17 protein-coding genes are annotated in these 15,923 nt (G+C 71.4%); 11 read left to right on the forward strand and 6 right to left on the reverse strand.

The window, feature by feature from the left end; all coding sequences use genetic code 11:
• Window positions 1-156: 156 nt before the first annotated feature.
• Window positions 157-1,011, forward strand: coding sequence for a VOC family protein (locus ABIC29_RS17660; protein ID WP_354247930.1), 855 nt, complete (start codon window positions 157-159; stop codon window positions 1,009-1,011).
• Window positions 1,012-1,104: 93 nt separating this feature from the next.
• Here the strand turns inward: ABIC29_RS17660 and ABIC29_RS17665 are convergent, their stop codons facing one another.
• Entirely contained in the window at window positions 1,105-1,782 is a 678-nt protein-coding gene (locus ABIC29_RS17665; RefSeq protein WP_354247581.1) for a TetR/AcrR family transcriptional regulator, read from the reverse strand.
• A gap of 246 nt (window positions 1,783-2,028) precedes the next feature.
• On the opposite strand from ABIC29_RS17665, the gene kynA reads away from it, so the two are divergent.
• The 4 genes from kynA to ABIC29_RS17685 all read left to right on the forward strand — a co-directional run bounded on the left by kynA (window position 2,029) and on the right by ABIC29_RS17685 (window position 5,887).
• Entirely contained in the window at window positions 2,029-2,928 is a 900-nt protein-coding gene (gene kynA, locus ABIC29_RS17670) for a tryptophan 2,3-dioxygenase (protein WP_116085678.1), read from the forward strand.
• A gap of 4 nt (window positions 2,929-2,932) precedes the next feature.
• Window positions 2,933-3,958 carry an amidohydrolase family protein gene (locus ABIC29_RS17675; protein WP_116085675.1) on the forward strand — a complete coding sequence of 342 codons (1,026 nt, stop codon included), beginning with the start codon at window positions 2,933-2,935 and terminating at the stop codon, window positions 3,956-3,958.
• 32 nt (window positions 3,959-3,990) lie between these two features.
• A complete protein-coding gene (locus ABIC29_RS17680; protein ID WP_116085777.1) occupies window positions 3,991-5,214 on the forward strand; it encodes a kynureninase in 1,224 nt (407 codons plus the stop codon).
• Between the two features lie 175 nt (window positions 5,215-5,389).
• Complete coding sequence (locus ABIC29_RS17685) at window positions 5,390-5,887, forward strand: hypothetical protein (protein ID WP_116085672.1); 498 nt, start codon at window positions 5,390-5,392, stop codon at window positions 5,885-5,887.
• Between the two features lie 114 nt (window positions 5,888-6,001).
• Here the strand turns inward: ABIC29_RS17685 and ABIC29_RS17690 are convergent, their stop codons facing one another.
• Together ABIC29_RS17690 and ABIC29_RS17695 are read right to left on the reverse strand one after the other, a co-directional pair.
• Complete coding sequence (locus ABIC29_RS17690; protein ID WP_502915503.1) at window positions 6,002-7,561, reverse strand: DHA2 family efflux MFS transporter permease subunit; 1,560 nt, start codon at window positions 7,559-7,561, stop codon at window positions 6,002-6,004.
• Window positions 7,562-7,668: 107 nt separating this feature from the next.
• Window positions 7,669-8,250, reverse strand: a complete 582-nt coding sequence (locus tag ABIC29_RS17695; RefSeq protein ID WP_116085669.1) for a PadR family transcriptional regulator — start codon at window positions 8,248-8,250, stop codon at window positions 7,669-7,671.
• Between the two features lie 180 nt (window positions 8,251-8,430).
• On the opposite strand from ABIC29_RS17695, the gene purS reads away from it, so the two are divergent.
• The 5 genes from purS (at window position 8,431) to ABIC29_RS17720 (ending at window position 12,532) form a co-directional block, all read left to right on the forward strand.
• A complete protein-coding gene (gene purS / locus ABIC29_RS17700) occupies window positions 8,431-8,703 on the forward strand; it encodes a phosphoribosylformylglycinamidine synthase subunit PurS (protein WP_116085666.1) in 273 nt (90 codons plus the stop codon).
• 4 nt (window positions 8,704-8,707) lie between these two features.
• Window positions 8,708-9,406, forward strand: coding sequence for a phosphoribosylformylglycinamidine synthase subunit PurQ (gene purQ / locus ABIC29_RS17705; RefSeq protein WP_116085664.1), 699 nt, complete (start codon window positions 8,708-8,710; stop codon window positions 9,404-9,406).
• A 155-nt stretch (window positions 9,407-9,561) separates the two neighbouring features.
• Window positions 9,562-9,747 carry a hypothetical protein gene (locus tag ABIC29_RS17710; RefSeq protein ID WP_354247587.1) on the forward strand — a complete coding sequence of 62 codons (186 nt, stop codon included), beginning with the start codon at window positions 9,562-9,564 and terminating at the stop codon, window positions 9,745-9,747.
• Window positions 9,748-9,839: 92 nt separating this feature from the next.
• On the forward strand, window positions 9,840-11,435 hold the full coding sequence (locus ABIC29_RS17715; RefSeq protein WP_354247590.1) for an AMP-binding protein: 1,596 nt from the start codon (window positions 9,840-9,842) through the stop codon (window positions 11,433-11,435).
• Window positions 11,436-11,509: 74 nt separating this feature from the next.
• The gene (locus ABIC29_RS17720; protein ID WP_354247593.1) at window positions 11,510-12,532 is read left to right on the forward strand and encodes a DUF389 domain-containing protein; all 1,023 of its coding nucleotides are present in this window, start codon (window positions 11,510-11,512) and stop codon (window positions 12,530-12,532) included.
• A 114-nt stretch (window positions 12,533-12,646) separates the two neighbouring features.
• Here the strand turns inward: ABIC29_RS17720 and ABIC29_RS17725 are convergent, their stop codons facing one another.
• The 3 genes from ABIC29_RS17725 to ABIC29_RS17735 all read right to left on the reverse strand — a co-directional run bounded on the left by ABIC29_RS17725 (window position 12,647) and on the right by ABIC29_RS17735 (window position 15,287).
• Window positions 12,647-14,107, reverse strand: coding sequence for a catalase (locus ABIC29_RS17725; protein WP_354247596.1), 1,461 nt, complete (start codon window positions 14,105-14,107; stop codon window positions 12,647-12,649).
• Between the two features lie 111 nt (window positions 14,108-14,218).
• Window positions 14,219-14,659, reverse strand: coding sequence for a Fur family transcriptional regulator (locus tag ABIC29_RS17730; RefSeq protein ID WP_354247599.1), 441 nt, complete (start codon window positions 14,657-14,659; stop codon window positions 14,219-14,221).
• Between the two features lie 94 nt (window positions 14,660-14,753).
• Entirely contained in the window at window positions 14,754-15,287 is a 534-nt protein-coding gene (locus ABIC29_RS17735) for an adenine phosphoribosyltransferase (protein ID WP_354247601.1), read from the reverse strand.
• A gap of 168 nt (window positions 15,288-15,455) precedes the next feature.
• On the opposite strand from ABIC29_RS17735, the gene ABIC29_RS17740 reads away from it, so the two are divergent.
• Complete coding sequence (locus ABIC29_RS17740; RefSeq protein WP_354247604.1) at window positions 15,456-15,923, forward strand: DUF3817 domain-containing protein; 468 nt, start codon at window positions 15,456-15,458, stop codon at window positions 15,921-15,923.

Consider the following 15,923-nt stretch of genomic DNA (forward strand, 5'->3'; position numbering starts at 1 on the left):
GCTGATGACTCCAACAATAGGGACGGCGACGGAGTGTGCTCAAGGGAGATGTCGTCAATGGTCGGAATAGGGTTCGTCGCCGACGGGTTATAATTAGTTGTGCTTACAACCAATGGAGCGCCGCAGGGCGCCGGACTCCTCGCCGCCGACACGGGCATGGGCGCCGTCACGCTCCGCGTCGGCGACCTCGACGGCATGATCCGCTACTACCGCGACGGTGTCACGCTCGAACTGCTGAGCCACGACGGCCCCGTGGCCGTGCTCGGCCGCGGCACCACGCCCGTCGTGATCCTGCAGCACGCACCCGAGCTCAAGCATGCCTCGCCGCGTGACGCGGGGCTGTACCACACGGCCATCCTCTTCGACTCGCGCGAGGCGCTCGCGACCGCGATCCTCGCGGTCGCCTCGCGCTACCCCGGCACCTTCACGGGCAGCGCCGACCACCTCGTGAGCGAGGCCTTCTACTTCACCGACCCCGAGGGCAACGGCGTGGAGCTCTACTTCGACCGCGACCGCTCCGGGTGGAGCTGGGTGCACGGCCAGGTCGAGATGGCGACCATCTTCCTCGACCCCAACGCCTACCTCCGTGAACACCTCGGCCAGGTCGGGGCGGATGCCGCGGCATCCGGAACCGGGCTCGGCGACGCGGTCGTCGGGCACGTGCACCTCTCAGTGGGCGACATCGCGAGCGCCCGCGAGTTCTACGTCGACCGCCTCGGCTTCGAGACCACCGCCGCCATGGGCGATCAGGCCATCTTCGTCTCGGCGGGCGGCTACCACCACCACATGGCCATGAACACGTGGGGCAGCCGGGGCGCGGGGCGTCGCGGGCTCGCCCTCGGGCTCGGCAAGGTCGAGATCGTCGTGCCGACCGTCGACGACCTGGGCGAACTCGGCGAGCGGATGTCGCACTTCAGCGTGCCGACCCGCGACGACGGCCGCTCGCTCGCGTTCGACGACCCGTGGGCCAACCTCGTCGAGGTGCGCGCGGGCGCGGAACCGGCCGCCTGACGGCTGGTCTCGATACGGCGCCGGAGCGCTTCCTCGACCGACGGGTGCGGCGCCGGAGCGCTTCCTCGACCGACGGGTGCGGCGCTGGAGCGCCTACTCGCCCGACGGGTGCGGGGACGCTTGGGTCGCTGCCGGCCGCGGCCCCTTCGCGTGCGACATGTCGTGGAACTCGTCGAACGCCTGCCCATCGCCCGGGACGGGCGTGTTGTCGGGCCGCGCGCGCAGCCCGTCGAGCACGATCGTGAGCTGCCGTCGCCAGAACGGCAGGTAGGCGCCGCCGTACTGGCCGAGGCTTCCGAGCATGTCGACGAGCACGCTGAGGTCGACCGCCGTCACGTCGGTGCGGAGGCTGCCCTCGGCCTGGGCGCGGGCGACCATGCCGGCGATCGCATCGGCGAACTCGGCGCCCGGCTTGTACGACGGGTCGATGACGGCCATGCGCCGCATCACGGCCGGCACGTACGGCGACCCGATGAGCCACTCGGCGAGGCGCTCGAGGTAGAGCTCGATCGAGCGCCAGCCCGTCTCGGCGCCGAGGATCTCGGGCGCGAGGTCGTGCAGGTCGGCGACCCCGGTGTCGTACAACTCGCGGATCAGTGCGTCGCGGTTCGCGAAGTGCCGGTAGACGGTGCCCGGTCCGACGCCGGCCCTGGTCGCCAGCTCGTCGAGCGGAGCGTCGACACCGCGCTCGGCGAAGAGCAGCCTCGCCTCGACGAGGAGTCGCTCGTGGTTCCGTCGCGCATCGCGGCGCGGCGATGCGTTCGAAGTCATGGAGTTCACCCTACGCCGGGATTCCGATAGGATTCGGAGAGTCGGCTCCGTTTCATCCATTTCCGAGCCGAACGGCCTTCTTGGGGGAGAAGGATGCGGTGCGGCGGGCAGACCGCCGGTTCGACCGGTCGGGGGGAGCGCCCGCCGCGCCCGACCCGCCTCGCCTCGCGCAGCACGAATCGCCGCTGGTCTCGATACGCTTCGCTCCTCGACCGACGGGAGAGGCCCCGCGGCTAGGCTGGACCTGTGAGTACCGAGCAGCCCGACGCCGGCGTCGACGATCGCGCGAACGACGGCGTCGAGGGCAACACCCGCCGTATCGAGGCATCCGTCGTCACCGATTTCAGCGACCGCATGAGCTACGGCGGCTACCTCGACCTGCCGACGCTGCTCAGTGCGCAACGGCCGATCTCCCGGCCCGAGCACCACGACGAGCTGCTGTTCATCATCCAGCACCAGACGACCGAGCTCTGGCTGAAGCTCGTGCTGCACGAGCTCGAGACGGCACGCGACCTGCTGCGGGCCGACGAGCTCGCGCGGGCGCTCAAGTGCGTCGCCCGCGTGAAGCACATCCAGAAGACGCTGACCGAGCAGTGGTCGGTGCTCGCAACCCTGACGCCGGCCGAATACGCGCAGTTCCGCGGGGTGCTCGGCAACGCGAGCGGGTTCCAGTCGTACCAGTACCGCGCGGTCGAGTTCGTGCTCGGCAACAAGAACCCCCGCATGCTGAAGGTCTTCGAGGCGGATGCCGAGGCCCACGCCATGCTGACCGCGGCGCTCGAGACGCCGAGCCTCTACGACGAGTTCCTGCGGCTGCTCGCGCGGTCCGGCTACCCGATCCCGGCGTCGGTGCTCGAACGCGACGTGACCCAGGCGTGGACCTTCGTGCCCGAGCTCGTGCCGGTGTTCGCCGAGATCTACGCGCACACCGACCAGCACTGGGCGGCGTACGAGACCTGCGAGGAGCTCGTCGACCTGGAGGACAACTTCCAGCTGTGGCGGTTCCGGCACCTGAAGACGGTCGAGCGCATCATCGGCTCGAAGCCGGGCACGGGCGGGTCGAGCGGTGCGCCGTTCCTGCAACGTGCACTCGAGCTCACGTTCTTCCCCGAGCTCTACGCCGTGCGCACCGAGATCCCGGGGTGATCGGATGCCGCAGCTCGACGACTCGGCTCCGGCCACCGACGACCGGCTCGACCTCGGGCCGCTCGCGTCCCGCGCCCGGCGCTCGCTGAACGGCGACCATCCCGGCGTGGTCGGCACGCGGCTGCCTCCGCTCGTCGATCACCACGTGCACCTCATGATCATCGGGGCCGACGCCCTCGTGGATTCCGCGCTCGGCGCGGTGCTCGACCTCGGCGCCCCGCTCGACGTGCTGACCGACCTCCGCAGCCGCGAGGGCCTGCCGCGCACCGACTTCGCCGGCGCGTTCCTCACGGCTCCCGGCGGGTATCCCGTCGGCCGGACCTGGGCCGCCGAGGGATGCGCCCGCGAGGTGCCGCCGGCCGAGGGCGACGGACGTGGCGCGCTGCCCTCGCCGGCCGAGGCGGCCGTGGCCGAGCAGCATGCGTTCGGGGCATCCGTCGTCAAGGTCGCCCTCAACACCGCAGCCGGCGCCGTCTTCGATGCCACGACGCTCGACGCGATCGTCGCCGCGGCGCACGCGCGGGGGTTGCCGGTGGTCGCCCACGTCGAGGGCGAGGGCATGGCGCGGCTCGCGATCGACGCCGGCGTCGACGCGCTCGCGCACGCCCCATTCACCGAGCAGGTCGACGACGAGCTCATCGCCCGCGCCGTCGCGCTCGGACAGCGGTGGATCTCGACCCTGTTCGTGGCCGGCTACGGCGAGCGCACGCCCGACGCCGCACGCGCGGTCGACAACCTCCGCCGGTTCCACGCCGCGGGCGGCCGCGTCCTCTACGGCACCGACCTCGGCAACGGCGACCAGCCGCTCGGCGTGAACCCCCGCGAACTCGAACTGCTCGTCGAGGCGGGGCTCGCGGCATCCGACGTGCTCGAGGCCCTGACCGATCCGTGGCCGCGCGAGGACCCCGCCGAGGGCGTCGTGACGTTCGCCGCCGACCCCGCACCCGAGACGCTCGACGACCTGCCCGCGTGGCTCGCCGGCGCCGTCCTCGTGCCCACCGAAGAAGCCGAAGACCTGGAGACCCTGTGACGCTCGACCCCCAGCTCGCGTTCGCCCGGCGCATGGACCGCTCAGACGGCCTCGCGCACCACCGGGCGCGGTTCGAGGGCGCCGACACCGACCTCGTCTACTTCGACGGCAACTCGCTCGGCCGCCCCCCGATCTCGGCGATCGCACGCGTCGAGGAGTTCCTGCGCGAGAGCTGGGGCGGGCGGCTGATCCGCGGCTGGGACGAGTCCTGGCTGCGCCTGCCGAACGAGATCGGCGACCGCATCGGCCGCGCCGTGATCGAGGCGAAGGCCGGGCAGACCGTCATCGGCGACTCGACGACCGTGCTGCTCTACAAGCTCGCGCGCGCGGCCGTCGACGCCCAGGTGGCGCGCGACCCCGCGAGGCGCGAGATCGTGCTCGACACCGACAACTTCCCGACCGACCGCTACGTGCTCGACGGCATCGCGAAGGAGCGCGGGCTGACCCTGCGGTGGATCGACGTCGACACCTCCGCCGGCGTGACGCCCGAGCAGCTCGCCGCCGCCGTCGGGCCGCACACCGCCCTCGTCGTGATCTCGCACGTCGCCTACCGCTCCGCGTACCTCGCCGATGCGCCCGAGCTCACCCGCATCGCGCACGACGCCGGGGCGCTCGTGCTCTGGGACCTCTGCCACTCGGCCGGTTCGGTGCCCGTGAAGGCCGACGAATGGGGCTTCGACCTCGCCGTCGGCTGCACCTACAAGTACCTCAACGGCGGACCGGGCTCCCCGGCGTTCGCGTACGTGCGCGAAGACCTGCATGACGTGCTCGAGCAGCCGATCCAGGGCTGGTGGGGCACGACCGACATGTTCCTCATGGGGCCCGAGTACCGGCCGGCGCCCGGCATGCAGCGCTTCATCAGCGGCACCGCCCCCATCGTCGGCATGCTCGCGATGCAGGAGACGCTCGGCATGATCGAGGAGGCGGGCATGCCCGCGCTCCGGGCGAAGTCGGTCGCCCTCACGGAGTTCGCGATCTCGCTCGCCGCCGAGTGGCTGGCCCCGCTCGGCGTGACCCTCGCCTCCCCCGACGAGGTCGAGCTGCGCGGCGGCCACGTCACGTTCTCCCATCCCGAGATGCGCGAGGTCGTCGCGCGGCTCTGGCAGCAGGACGTCATTCCCGACTACCGCGATCCCGGCGGCATCCGCATCGGCCTGTCGCCGCTCTCGACGAGCTTCGAGGAGGTGCACCGGGGCATGGCCGCGACGCGCGACGTGCTCAAGCAGGTGCTGCTCGAACGCGCCGGGCTGGCCTGACGCGGGCCTCCCGCTCCCGCCTGCGGGCCTCCCGCTAGCACCCGCGGACCGCCCTGACAACCCCTCAGCCGCGATCAGACGTTCCGGTGGACGCGGACGTAGCATGGCCGCACCCACAGGACGGGTGAGCGGCCACGACCGGCGGCTGCCCGCCCCCGAACGCCAGGAGGGCAGCATGACGGACACGGACCGCACGACCTCGGATGCGACGGCAGCGGCACGCGAGGCGGCCGCGAAGGTGACGGATGCCGCGACCCGAGCCACGGACGAGGTGCGAGGTGCCGCGACGGACGCGGCGAAGCACGCCGACGATGCCGCGAAGCACGCGGACGATGCCGTGAGCGAGACCCGCGACGCGGCCGCCGCCGCCGCGAGCGCCGCGGCGAGTGCCGTCTCCGGTGCCGTGGACGACGCGAAGGCCACCGTCGACGACATGGTCGGCGGCCTCAAGTCGGCTGCGGCGCAGGCGAAGGACGCGGGCGCCGAGGCGCTCGACGCCACTCAGGCCCAGGCGCAGCAGGCGTACCGGACCGGCCGCGAGTTCGTCGACGACGGCGTCGGCTACGTGCAGGCGCGGTACCGGGAGAATCCCGGCCTCGTCATCGCCGTCGGCGCGGCCGCCGTGCTCGCCCTCACCCTCGTCATCCGATCGTTCGGCCGCCGACGGAACTGAGCGGCCGCACGATTCGAGCTCGGCGAAGGGGAACACGCCGTACGAGGAACGGAGCGCATCGACACCCTCATCGGGTGCCGATGCGCTCCGTTCTCGTCCGGGCGGCGGCGTCGGTCAGTCGACCGCGGTGAGCGAGCCCGTGGTCGGGCCTGCGGCATCCGTCCACGCGGCAGCGCCCTTGTGCTCCCAGTCGACCGTCACCTTGGGCTTGGCGAAGAACAGCACCAGCACGGCGCCGACGGCGAACCCGATGACGGGCAGCCAGAGCGACTGCGACATGGCCTCGGTGAACCCCGTCGCGATCTGCGGCGGGAGCGCCTGGCCCGCGGTCGACGCCTGCTCGCCCCCGGCCTCGGCGAACCCGGGAAGGTTCGCCTCGAGCCGGGCGTTCATCAGCGCGGTGATCGCCGCGGCGCCGAAGACGGAGCCGAACTGGCGGGTCATGTTGTAGACCCCCGAGCCGGCGCCGGCCTGCTGCGGGGGCAGGTTGCGCGTCGCCGTCGAGGCGAGCGGCGCCCAGATGCCCGACATGCCGAGGCCGAGGAAGGCGGCGGGGATGAGCAGCACCCAGAGCTCGACGTCGGGCGTGATGAGCAGCGACATCGCGCTGAGCGCGCCGGCCGTGATCGTGAAGCCGGCGAAGGCGATCCGCTTCGGGTCGACGCGGTCGGTCAGGCGACCGATGAAGGGCGCCATGACGCCCGACACCACGGCCATCGGCACGAGCATGAGCGCGGCCTGCGTGGGCTCGAGCCCGCGGGCGACCTGGTAGAAGAACGCGAGCGGCAGCGGCATGGCGACGATGGCGAAGCCGACGAAGGTGATCGCGGCGTTCGACAGCGCGAAGTTGCGATCCTTGAAGAGGTCGAGGGGCAGCAGCGGCTCCTTGCGGTTGAAGCGCTGCCAGACGACGAAGGCGACGAGCACCACGAGGCCCGTGATGATGAGGCCCCAGACGGTGATCGGCCCGGTGATGGTGCCCCAGTCGTAGGTCGAGCCCTCCTGGATGCCGAAGATCACGAGGAACATGCCGACCGCGCTCAGCACGACGCCGAGCCAGTCGAAGGAGTGCTGGTGGGTCTCGAGCTTGGGCACGAGCCGCACCGCGAGCACGAACGCGACGACGCCGACGGGCACGTTGACGATGAAGATCCACTCCCAGCCGAGCGAGTCGACGAGGAGGCCGCCGACGATCGGGCCGACGAGCGTCGCGACGCCCGCGACGGCGCCCCAGAGCCCCATCGCGGCGCCGCGCTGCTGCGGCGGGAAGATGCGCGTGATGACCGCCATCGTCTGCGGGGTCATCAGCGCGGCGCCGAGGCCCTGCACGACACGCGCGGCGATGAGCATCGTGATGTCGTTCGACAGGCCGCACCAGAGCGACGAGAGCGTGAAGACGGCCAGACCGACGAGGTACACGTTCTTCGGGCCGAAGCGGTCGCCGAGCCGGCCGGTGATGAGCAGCGGCACGGCGTACGCCAGCAGGTAGGCGGAGGTCACCCACAGCACCGCCGTGAGGTCGGTGCCGAGGTCGCGCATGATCGCGGGGTTGGCGATGGAGACGATGGTCGAGTCGACCAGGATCATGAAGAACCCGATGACGAGCGCCCAGAGCGCCGGCCACGGCTTGTATTCGGTCTGCAGCCGCGCGGGCCGCCGGGGTTCGGTTGACATGTGTTCCTCCAGAACGGGGGACCGCCGAGCGGTCGGGTCAGGGGGACCGCCGAGCGGTCGGGTCAGGTGGACCGCCGAGCGGTCGGGTCAGGTGGACCGCCGAGCGGTCAGGTCAGTGGGGCGGGGTCGCCCGACGGCCACTCGAGCTCGCCGGAGCGGAGTTCGTCGACGGTCGCGGCGAGCCACTCGGCTTCGGCCGTGAGCATCGCGCGGGTGTAGTGGACGTTGAGCACGAAGCTCTTGGGCTTGCCCTTCGAGGCGATGCGCACCACCGCGGCGTCGTACCAGGCGATGCCGTCGCGGATCGCGTCGAGCCGGGCGCCCAGCAGTTCGACGACCCGGTCGACCGGCAGGTTGTGGGCCTCGCCGACGGCGAGCGGGAACTCGGGGAACTCGTTGACGTGCCGGGCGAGCATCTCCTCGAGACGCTCGTCGAACGCGGCCCGGCCCGCCTCGGTGACGGTGTAGACCGTGCGCTCAGGCCGGTTGCCCATGCGCTCGGTCGACGTCGGGGCGATCAGCCCGTCGCGTGCGAGCCGTTCCACCGCGCGGTAGAGCGACCCTGCGCTCACCTTGACCACGCGGTCCTCCTTGCGCGCCAGCATCAGCTGGTACATCTCGTACGGATGCATCGGCGCGTCGATCAGGATGGCGAGCGCCGAGAACGCGAGCGGGTTCAGCTGCGGCATCCGCTGCTCCAATCATGTTCCGGTGCGTTTATTCCATCCGGAATAGTACATCTGGAATTCGGAGGCCGCAACACGAGGCCGAACCCGGCCGCCGACGTCGACGAGGGGGTGGCCGCGCGCCGTCGCCCGCCCCGGTAGAATCGAGGCTTCCACACCCTCGACACCGGACGGAGAACCACGGTGCCCACCATCGTCGTCGACGTGATGCCCAAGGCCGAACTGCTCGACCCCCAGGGGAAGGCCGTCGCCGGCGCCCTCTCGCGCACCGGACGCACGGGCTTCAGCTCCGTGCGCATCGGCAAGCGCTTCGAACTCACCGTCGACGGTCCGGTCGACGACGAGCTGCGCGCGAACGTGCAGCAGATCGCCGAGGAGATCCTCTCGAACTCGGTCATCGAGGACGTCGTCAACATCGACTTCGGCGACGAGGCCGTCGAGTCCACGGAGGCCTGAGGCCATGCGGATCGGCGTCATCACCTTCCCCGGCTCGCTCGACGACCGCGACGCGCAGCGCGCCGTCCGCCTCGCCGGCGCCGAGCCCGTCGCCCTCTGGCACGGCTCGCACGACCTCGAGGGCGTCGACGCGCTGATCCTGCCCGGCGGGTTCAGCTACGGCGACTACCTGCGCTGCGGTGCGATCGCCTCGCTGTCGCCGATCATGACCGAGGTCGTCGACGCCGCGAACGCCGGCATGCCCGTGCTCGGCATCTGCAACGGCTTCCAGATGCTCACCGAGGCGCACCTGCTCGAGGGCGGCCTGATCCGCAACGACCACGGCTCGTTCATCTGCCGCGACCAGGTGCTCACGGTCGAGAACGCGTCGACCGACTGGACGAGCGGATTCGACGCCGGCCAGCAGATCACCATCCCGCTGAAGAACGGCGAGGGCGGATTCATCGCCGACGCCGACACGCTCGACCGCCTCGAGGGCGAGGGTCGCGTGGTGTTCCGCTACGTCGACGTGAACCCCAACGGCTCGATGCGCGACATCGCCGGCATCACGAACGCCCGCGGCAACGTGGTCGGCCTCATGCCGCACCCCGAGCACGCGGTCGAGCCCGGCTTCGGCCCCGACACCGCCGCAGCCATGCGCTCGGGCGTCGACGGGCTCGGGTTCTTCACGAGCGTGATCCGGAAGGCGCTCGTCGAGGCGTAGCCTCCAGCCACGACGACGGCGACCTCGAAGGCGACCAGCTCGGCGCAGACCGCGAAGACTCCCGGGTACCGCCCCATCTGGGTGCTGGTCTCGGGGGCGTCCTGCTCCTGCTCCTCTCGTTCACGGGCGGGTTCGCCGCCGGCTCGGCGAGTTCCGTGCTGAACGGGCTCCTCGGCGTGCCGTCGGGCGGCGACGTCCAGGGCGGCCCCGGGCAGTTCCCGGGCGACGGCGAACGTCCCGACCTGCCCGACGGCGGCGGCCCGTGGCAGGGCGGTCAGTCCGGCGACCAGGGCGACCAGCAGGGCGGCGACGCCGGAACCTCCGACGGCACGAACTCGTGATCCGAGCGGATGCCGCCCGCTGCGGCATCCGCCCTTCCCTCCCCGCCTGCGATGGCGGATGATGGCTGCACCCGTTGATCGAAGGAGATCCGATGGCCAGCAGCCCGCGCCCTGACGCGACCATTCCCGACCTGTCCGTGTTCGACTACCTGTTCGGGGGGCTGGCCGATGACGACCTCGATGCCGTCGCGATCATCGACGGCACGAGCGGCGCGACGACGACCTACCGGCAGCTCGTCGGCCAGGTCCAGCTCCTCGCGGGGGCGCTGGCCGCGCGCGACGTCGGCGTCGGCGATGTGGTGGCGGTGCTCTGCCCGAACGTTCCCGCGTTCGCGACGGTCTTCCACGGCATCCTGCGCTCGGGGGCCACGGCGACGACCGTGAACTCCCTCTACACGCCCGACGAGATCGCGAACCAGCTGACGGATGCCGGTGCCCGCTGGTTCTTCACGGTGTCGCCGCTGCTCCCCCAGGCGAAGGCCGCGGCCGCGCGGGTCGGCATCGCCGACGACCACCTCGTCGTGCTCGACGGCGCGGAGGGACATCCGTCGCTGCGCGACCTGCTCGGCGAGGGGCACTCGGCGCCGGATGTCTCGTTCGACCCGGCCGAGCACCTCGCCGTGCTCCCGTACTCGTCGGGCACCACCGGGCGGCCGAAGGGCGTCATGCTCACGCACCGCAACCTCGTGGCCAACGTCGCCCAGAACGTCGAGTCGATCGGGCTCGAATCGTCGGACCGCGTGCTCGCGGTGCTGCCGTTCTTCCACATCTACGGCATGACCGTGCTGCTGAACTACGCGCTGAAGTGCCGGGCGAGCCTCGTGACGATGCCGAAGTTCGACCTCGTCGAGTTCCTGCGCGTCATCGGCGAGCACCGGGCGACGTGGGTGTTCATCGCGCCGCCGATCGCGGTCGCGCTCGCGAAGCATCCGCTCGTCGCGCAGGCCGACCTCTCGAGCGTCAAGGTCGTCTTCTCGGGTGCGGCGCCGCTCGACGGCGCCCTCGCCGAGCTCGTGGCCGAACGGCTCGACTGCATCGTCTGCCAGGGCTACGGCATGACCGAGACGAGCCCCGTGACGCACGTCATCGCGCTCGACCGGCCCGACCTCGACCGCTCGAGCATCGGCCACCTGCTGCCGAGCACCGAGGCGCGCGTGGTCGACGTCGACTCCGGCGTCGACGTCGACGTGCCGGCCGACGGCGCGAGCGATCCCGGCGAACTCTGGATCCGCGGCCCGCAGGTCATGAAGGGCTACCTCGGCAACCCCGAGGCGACCGCCCAGATGCTCGACGCCGACGGATGGCTGCACACGGGCGACATCGCGACGGTCACCGCCGACGGCGTCTACCGCATCGTCGACCGGCTGAAGGAGCTCATCAAGTACAAGGGCTACCAGGTCGCGCCGGCGGTGCTCGAGGCGGTGCTGCTGGGGCACCCGGATGTCGCGGACGCCGCGGTCATCGGCGTGCTCGACGACGACGGGCAGGAGATCCCGAAGGCGTTCGTGGTCGCCCAGCCCGGTGCCGCGCTCGACGCCGACGCGGTCATCGCCTACGTCGCCGAGCACGTCGCGCCGCACGAGAAGGTGCGCGCCGTCGAGTTCATCGACGTGGTGCCGAAGTCGAGCTCGGGCAAGATCCTGCGCAAGGACCTGCGCGCGCGGGAGGCGGCGACGCAGGGCGCGTGAGCCGCCCGGCGGGGGTGCCGCGTCGATAGGATCGGCGCGCGCAGACCTGCCGGGGCAGAAGCGAGGGGGCCGAGATGAGTGAGACCACGCGTCCGAGACCGCAGCTGAACGACCTCGCGCACATGCGCGATGCCGTGCTGTTCGACGGCCCGGAGTCACCGCACAAGCTGAGCCGTTTCTGGATGCTGCTGATCCTGTCGTCGATCATCGCCGCCGCCGGCGTGGTCGCCGACTCGACGGCGACGGTCATCGGCGCGATGATCGTGGCGCCGCTCATGCTGCCCATCCAGGGCACGATGCTCGCGACGGTGCTCGGCGACCGCGACGCGCTCATCCGCTCGCTGCTGCTGCTCGTCGCGGGTGCCGCGACCGCGGTGGGCATCGGGTTCGCCGTCGGCCTCGTGGTCGTGAACGAGGTGGTCGCGTCGAACAACTCGCAGGTCGCCAGTCGGGTGTCCCCCGGCCTCATCGACCTGCTCGCCGCGCTCGCGACGGGCGTCGTCGGGTCGATCGCCCTCGTTCGGCGCGACATCTCCGACACGCTGCCCGGCGTCGCGATCGCGATCTCGCTCGTGCCGCCGCTGTCGGTCGTGGGGCTCACGCTGCAGTCCGGCGCTCCCGATCAGGCGCTCGGCGCCCTGCTGCTCTTCCTCACGAACGTCGCCGCGATCATCGGCACGGGCATCGTCGTGATGGCCGTCTACGGCGCGAGTCGGCTGGCGGCGCCACCGGCCGACATGCGGCAGATCGCGCACAAGCGGCGGAACACGGCCATCGCCCTCACGCTCATGGGCATCGTCGTCATCGTGCCCCTCACGATCACGAGCGTGCAGACGGCGCAGAACGTCACCCGGGAGTCGACCGTGCACGGCGTCGCCAAGGACTGGGGCGCCGACGTCGGCTGGGAGCTGACGAGCGTGACGACCGCGAACGGCGTCATCGTCGCGAAGTTCGAGGGGGACGGCGGCCGGCCCGAGACGGCGTCCCTCGAGAGCGCCCTCCGCGAGGCGGGCATCGACCCGAGCGACGTGGAGGTCGAGCTCGAGCCGACGTACACGGTGAAGCTCGGCCCCGCGGCGGACTCGGGCGGCGACTAGCACGCACCTCGGCGGGGCGGGACGCGACGCGCGGGACCAGGACGCACGGGCGCCGAGGCCGGACGCACGGGCGGGACGCGAGTCGCCTCGCGCCCCGCCCGCCAGGGCCGACCGCTACGCGGCCGCGCCCACCGCACCCACCGCGGCACGCAGCGCCGCACCGAGGTTCGCGTCGACGTTCGTCCAGTACTGGAAGAACCGCTCGCGGATCTCGTCGACCGTGATGGCCCCGCCCTGACCCGTCAGGGTCTCGAGCAGGCGCTGCTTCGCCTCGGGCGAGTACACCTCGCGGTAGAGCGTGCCCGGCTGGCCGAAGTCGCTGTCGTCGGCGCGCAGCGTGTACGCCGAGCGCACGAGCTCGCCGTCGCTCTCCCAGCCGCCCTCAGCGGCGGCCCCGGCGGACGCCACGGGCCCGCCGAAGGAGTTCGGCGCGTAGACCGGCGCTGCGGGCGAGTTGAACCCGTGACGCTGCGCGCCGTCCTGCGAGTAGTTGTGCACGGGTGCCGCGTGCGGCGCGTTCACGGGGATCTGATTGTAGTTCGTGCCGACGCGGTAGCGCTGCGCGTCGGGGTAGCTGAACACGCGGGCCATGAGCATCTTGTCGGGGCTGATCGCGATGCCGGGCACGGTGTTCGCGGGTGAGAAGGCCGCCTGCTCGATCTCGGCGAAGAAGTTCTGCGGGTTGCGGTCGAGCGTCAGCGTGCCGACCGGGATCAGCGGGTAGTCCGCGTGCGGCCACACCTTCGTGAGGTCGAACGGGTTGAAGCGGTAGGTCTTCGCGTCCTCGTAGGGCATGACCTGCACGTGCAGGTCCCACTTGGGGTGGTTGCCCGCCTCGATCGCCTCGTGGAGGTCGCGGCGGTAGTAGTCGGCGTCGGCGCCGGCGATCGCCTCGGCGGTCTCGGCGTCGAGGTGCAGGTCGCCCTGCTGCGAGCGGAAGTGGTACTTCACCCAGAACTTCTCGCCGGCCGCGTTGATCCACTGGTACGTGTGCGACCCGAAGCCGTGCATCTCGCGCCAGGACTTCGGCAGGCCGCGGTCGCCCATGAGGTAGGTGACCTGGTGCGCCGACTCGGGCGAGAGGGTCCAGAAGTCCCACTGCATGTCGGCGTCGCGGAGGCCGGAGCCCGGCAGTCGCTTCTGCGAGTGGATGAAGTCGGGGAACTTGATGGCGTCGCGGATGAAGAACACCGGGGTGTTGTTGCCGACGATGTCGTAGTTGCCCTCGGTCGTGTAGAACTTCACCGAGAATCCGCGCACGTCGCGCCAGGTGTCGGGCGATCCCTGCTCGCCGGCGACCGACGAGAACCGCATCAGCGTCTCGGAGTCGGCGCCCGGCTGGAAGACCGCGGCCCGCGTGTACGCGGAGACATCCGCCGTCACCTCGAAGCGACCGAACGCGCCGCCGCCCTTGGCGTGCACGATGCGCTCGGGAATGCGCTCGCGGTTGAACTGGGCGAGCTTCTCGACGAGGTAGCGGTCGTGCAGCACGGTGGGTCCGTCGGCGCCGACGGTGAGCGAGTGCGCGTCGCTGGCGACGGGCGTTCCGGTCTGGGTGGTGGTGTTCTCGGTCATCTGTTCCTTCTCAGTAGGGTGACGGATGCCGCGACGGCGCGCCGAACGCACCCGCTGGCGGGTACGGCGAAGGGCGCCGAGACGGCGTGGCACGGGCATTCCCGGCGGAGGCTAGGCCGCGGCCTCCTGCCGACAGCTCGCGCAGAGGCCCCAGAAGGTGACCTCGGCGGTGTGCACGACGAACCCGCCCGCATCGGACGGGGCGAGGCACGGCGCCTGCCCGACGATGCAGTCGACATCGGCCACGGCACTGCATCGCGTGCACACGATGTGGTGGTGGTTGTCGCCGATGCGGCTCTCGTAGAGCGCCGCAGACCCCGCCGGCTCGATGCGCCGGAGGAGGCCGGCCGCGTTCAGGTCGGCGAGCACGTTGTACACGGTCTGCAGCGGGATGCCCGGGTGGTCGACGCCCACGCGTGCGTGAACCGCGTCGGCGTCGAGATGCCCGTTGCCGGTGACCGCCTCGAGGATCGCGAGTCGCGGCGCCGTCACGCGCAACCCCGCCGAGCGGAGGTGCCCGGCGGCCGCGTCGCGGATCTCGTCGGTGGTCATGGCTCCAACGTATCGGTTCTTTTGAGTCATTCAAAACAACTGAGGTCGCCTCGGGTGACGAGGGCTCAGTCGGCAGGGGCTCGGTCGGCTGGGCTCAGTACTGCAGCAGCGAGAACGTCTCGTAGCGGTCGTCGAGCGCCGCGCGACCGCCGAGGTCGACGAGCTCGATCGCGACCGAGATGCCCGCGACCTGCCATCCTGCGCGCTCGACGAGTCTGGCGGCGGCCGCGACCGTTCCGCCGGTGGCCAGCACGTCGTCGACGATGAGCACGCGCGTGCCTGGCGGCAGCTCGCCCTCGTGCACCTCGAGCGCTGCGGTGCCGTACTCGAGCGCGTACTCCTCGCGGAGCACCTTGCGCGGCAGCTTGCCCGCCTTGCGGATCGGCAAGAGCCCCGCCCCGCAGAGCGCCGACGCGGCGCCCGCCAGCAGGAACCCGCGCGCCTCGACGCCGGCCAGCACGTCGAAGGTGCCGGCGAAGGGCGCCGTCAGCGCCTCGGAGAGGGCGTGGAAGGCCGGCCCGTTCGCGAAGACCGGCGTGAGGTCGCGGAAGAGCACTCCCGGTTCGGGGAAGTCGGGAATCGTCGCGAGGTTCGATTCGACAAGGTCGCGCACATCCTGCTCGGTCACCGGTCAAGGGTACTCCGTCGGGCTCGCCGGGCTCGGGCGAGCGGATGCCGCGGGCCGACCACGTGACATCCGCTCGCCGTGTTGGCCGGCCGGAGTTCAACCGTTCGTCGGAGGCCTCGCACAGGCCCGCCCTGCGAGCATGGAGGGACCCCGACCTCTGGAGCACCCGTGTCACCGAAACGCCTGTACCGCACCTTCGCCGTCGCCGAGGCGATCACCTGGACGCTGCTGATCGCGGGCATGATCCTGAAGTACGGGTTCGGCGTCGACATCGCCGTGACCATCGGCGGCGGCATCCACGGGTTCGTGTTCCTCGCCTACGCCGTGATCGCCGTCGTCGTCGGCGTGAACCAGCGCTGGAACGTCGGGCGCATCGCGTTCGCCCTCCTCACGGCGATCGTGCCCTACGCGACGATCCCGTTCGAGCTGTGGCTCGTGCGTCGCGGCCACCTCGAGGGCGACTGGCGCCGCGAGGCCGGCGACCACCCCGCCGACGGCTCGTTCCCGAACCGCGTGCTGCGACTCGTGCTCGCGCGCCCGGCGATCTCGATCGCGGTCGGCGTCGTCGCCGTCGCGGCGGCGTTCACGGTGCTGCTCATGGTCGGCCCGCCGGTGCCGCCGCCCGCAGTCGGCTGA

This window comes from Agromyces sp. PvR057 (genome assembly GCF_040547485.1).
Classification (GTDB): Bacteria; Actinomycetota; Actinomycetes; order Actinomycetales; family Microbacteriaceae; genus Agromyces.

What these genes read in the sequence shown, in the direction of transcription:
- ABIC29_RS17690 (WP_502915503.1), bottom strand. Translation starts at nt 7,561, where the DNA reads ATGTCAACCGAACCCCGGCGGCCCGCGCGGCTGCAGACCGAATACAAG.
- ABIC29_RS17730 (WP_354247599.1), bottom strand. Translation starts at nt 14,659, where the DNA reads ATGACCACCGACGAGATCCGCGACGCGGCCGCCGGGCACCTCCGCTCG.
- ABIC29_RS17725 (WP_354247596.1), bottom strand. Translation starts at nt 14,107, where the DNA reads ATGACCGAGAACACCACCACCCAGACCGGAACGCCCGTCGCCAGCGAC.
- ABIC29_RS17715 (WP_354247590.1), top strand. Translation starts at nt 9,840, where the DNA reads ATGGCCAGCAGCCCGCGCCCTGACGCGACCATTCCCGACCTGTCCGTG.
- ABIC29_RS17695 (WP_116085669.1), bottom strand. Translation starts at nt 8,250, where the DNA reads ATGCCGCAGCTGAACCCGCTCGCGTTCTCGGCGCTCGCCATCCTGATC.
- ABIC29_RS17660 (WP_354247930.1), top strand. Translation starts at nt 157, where the DNA reads ATGGGCGCCGTCACGCTCCGCGTCGGCGACCTCGACGGCATGATCCGC.
- purQ (WP_116085664.1), top strand. Translation starts at nt 8,708, where the DNA reads ATGCGGATCGGCGTCATCACCTTCCCCGGCTCGCTCGACGACCGCGAC.
- ABIC29_RS17685 (WP_116085672.1), top strand. Translation starts at nt 5,390, where the DNA reads ATGACGGACACGGACCGCACGACCTCGGATGCGACGGCAGCGGCACGC.
- ABIC29_RS17675 (WP_116085675.1), top strand. Translation starts at nt 2,933, where the DNA reads ATGCCGCAGCTCGACGACTCGGCTCCGGCCACCGACGACCGGCTCGAC.
- ABIC29_RS17720 (WP_354247593.1), top strand. Translation starts at nt 11,510, where the DNA reads ATGAGTGAGACCACGCGTCCGAGACCGCAGCTGAACGACCTCGCGCAC.
- ABIC29_RS17665 (WP_354247581.1), bottom strand. Translation starts at nt 1,782, where the DNA reads ATGACTTCGAACGCATCGCCGCGCCGCGATGCGCGACGGAACCACGAG.
- ABIC29_RS17680 (WP_116085777.1), top strand. Translation starts at nt 3,991, where the DNA reads ATGGACCGCTCAGACGGCCTCGCGCACCACCGGGCGCGGTTCGAGGGC.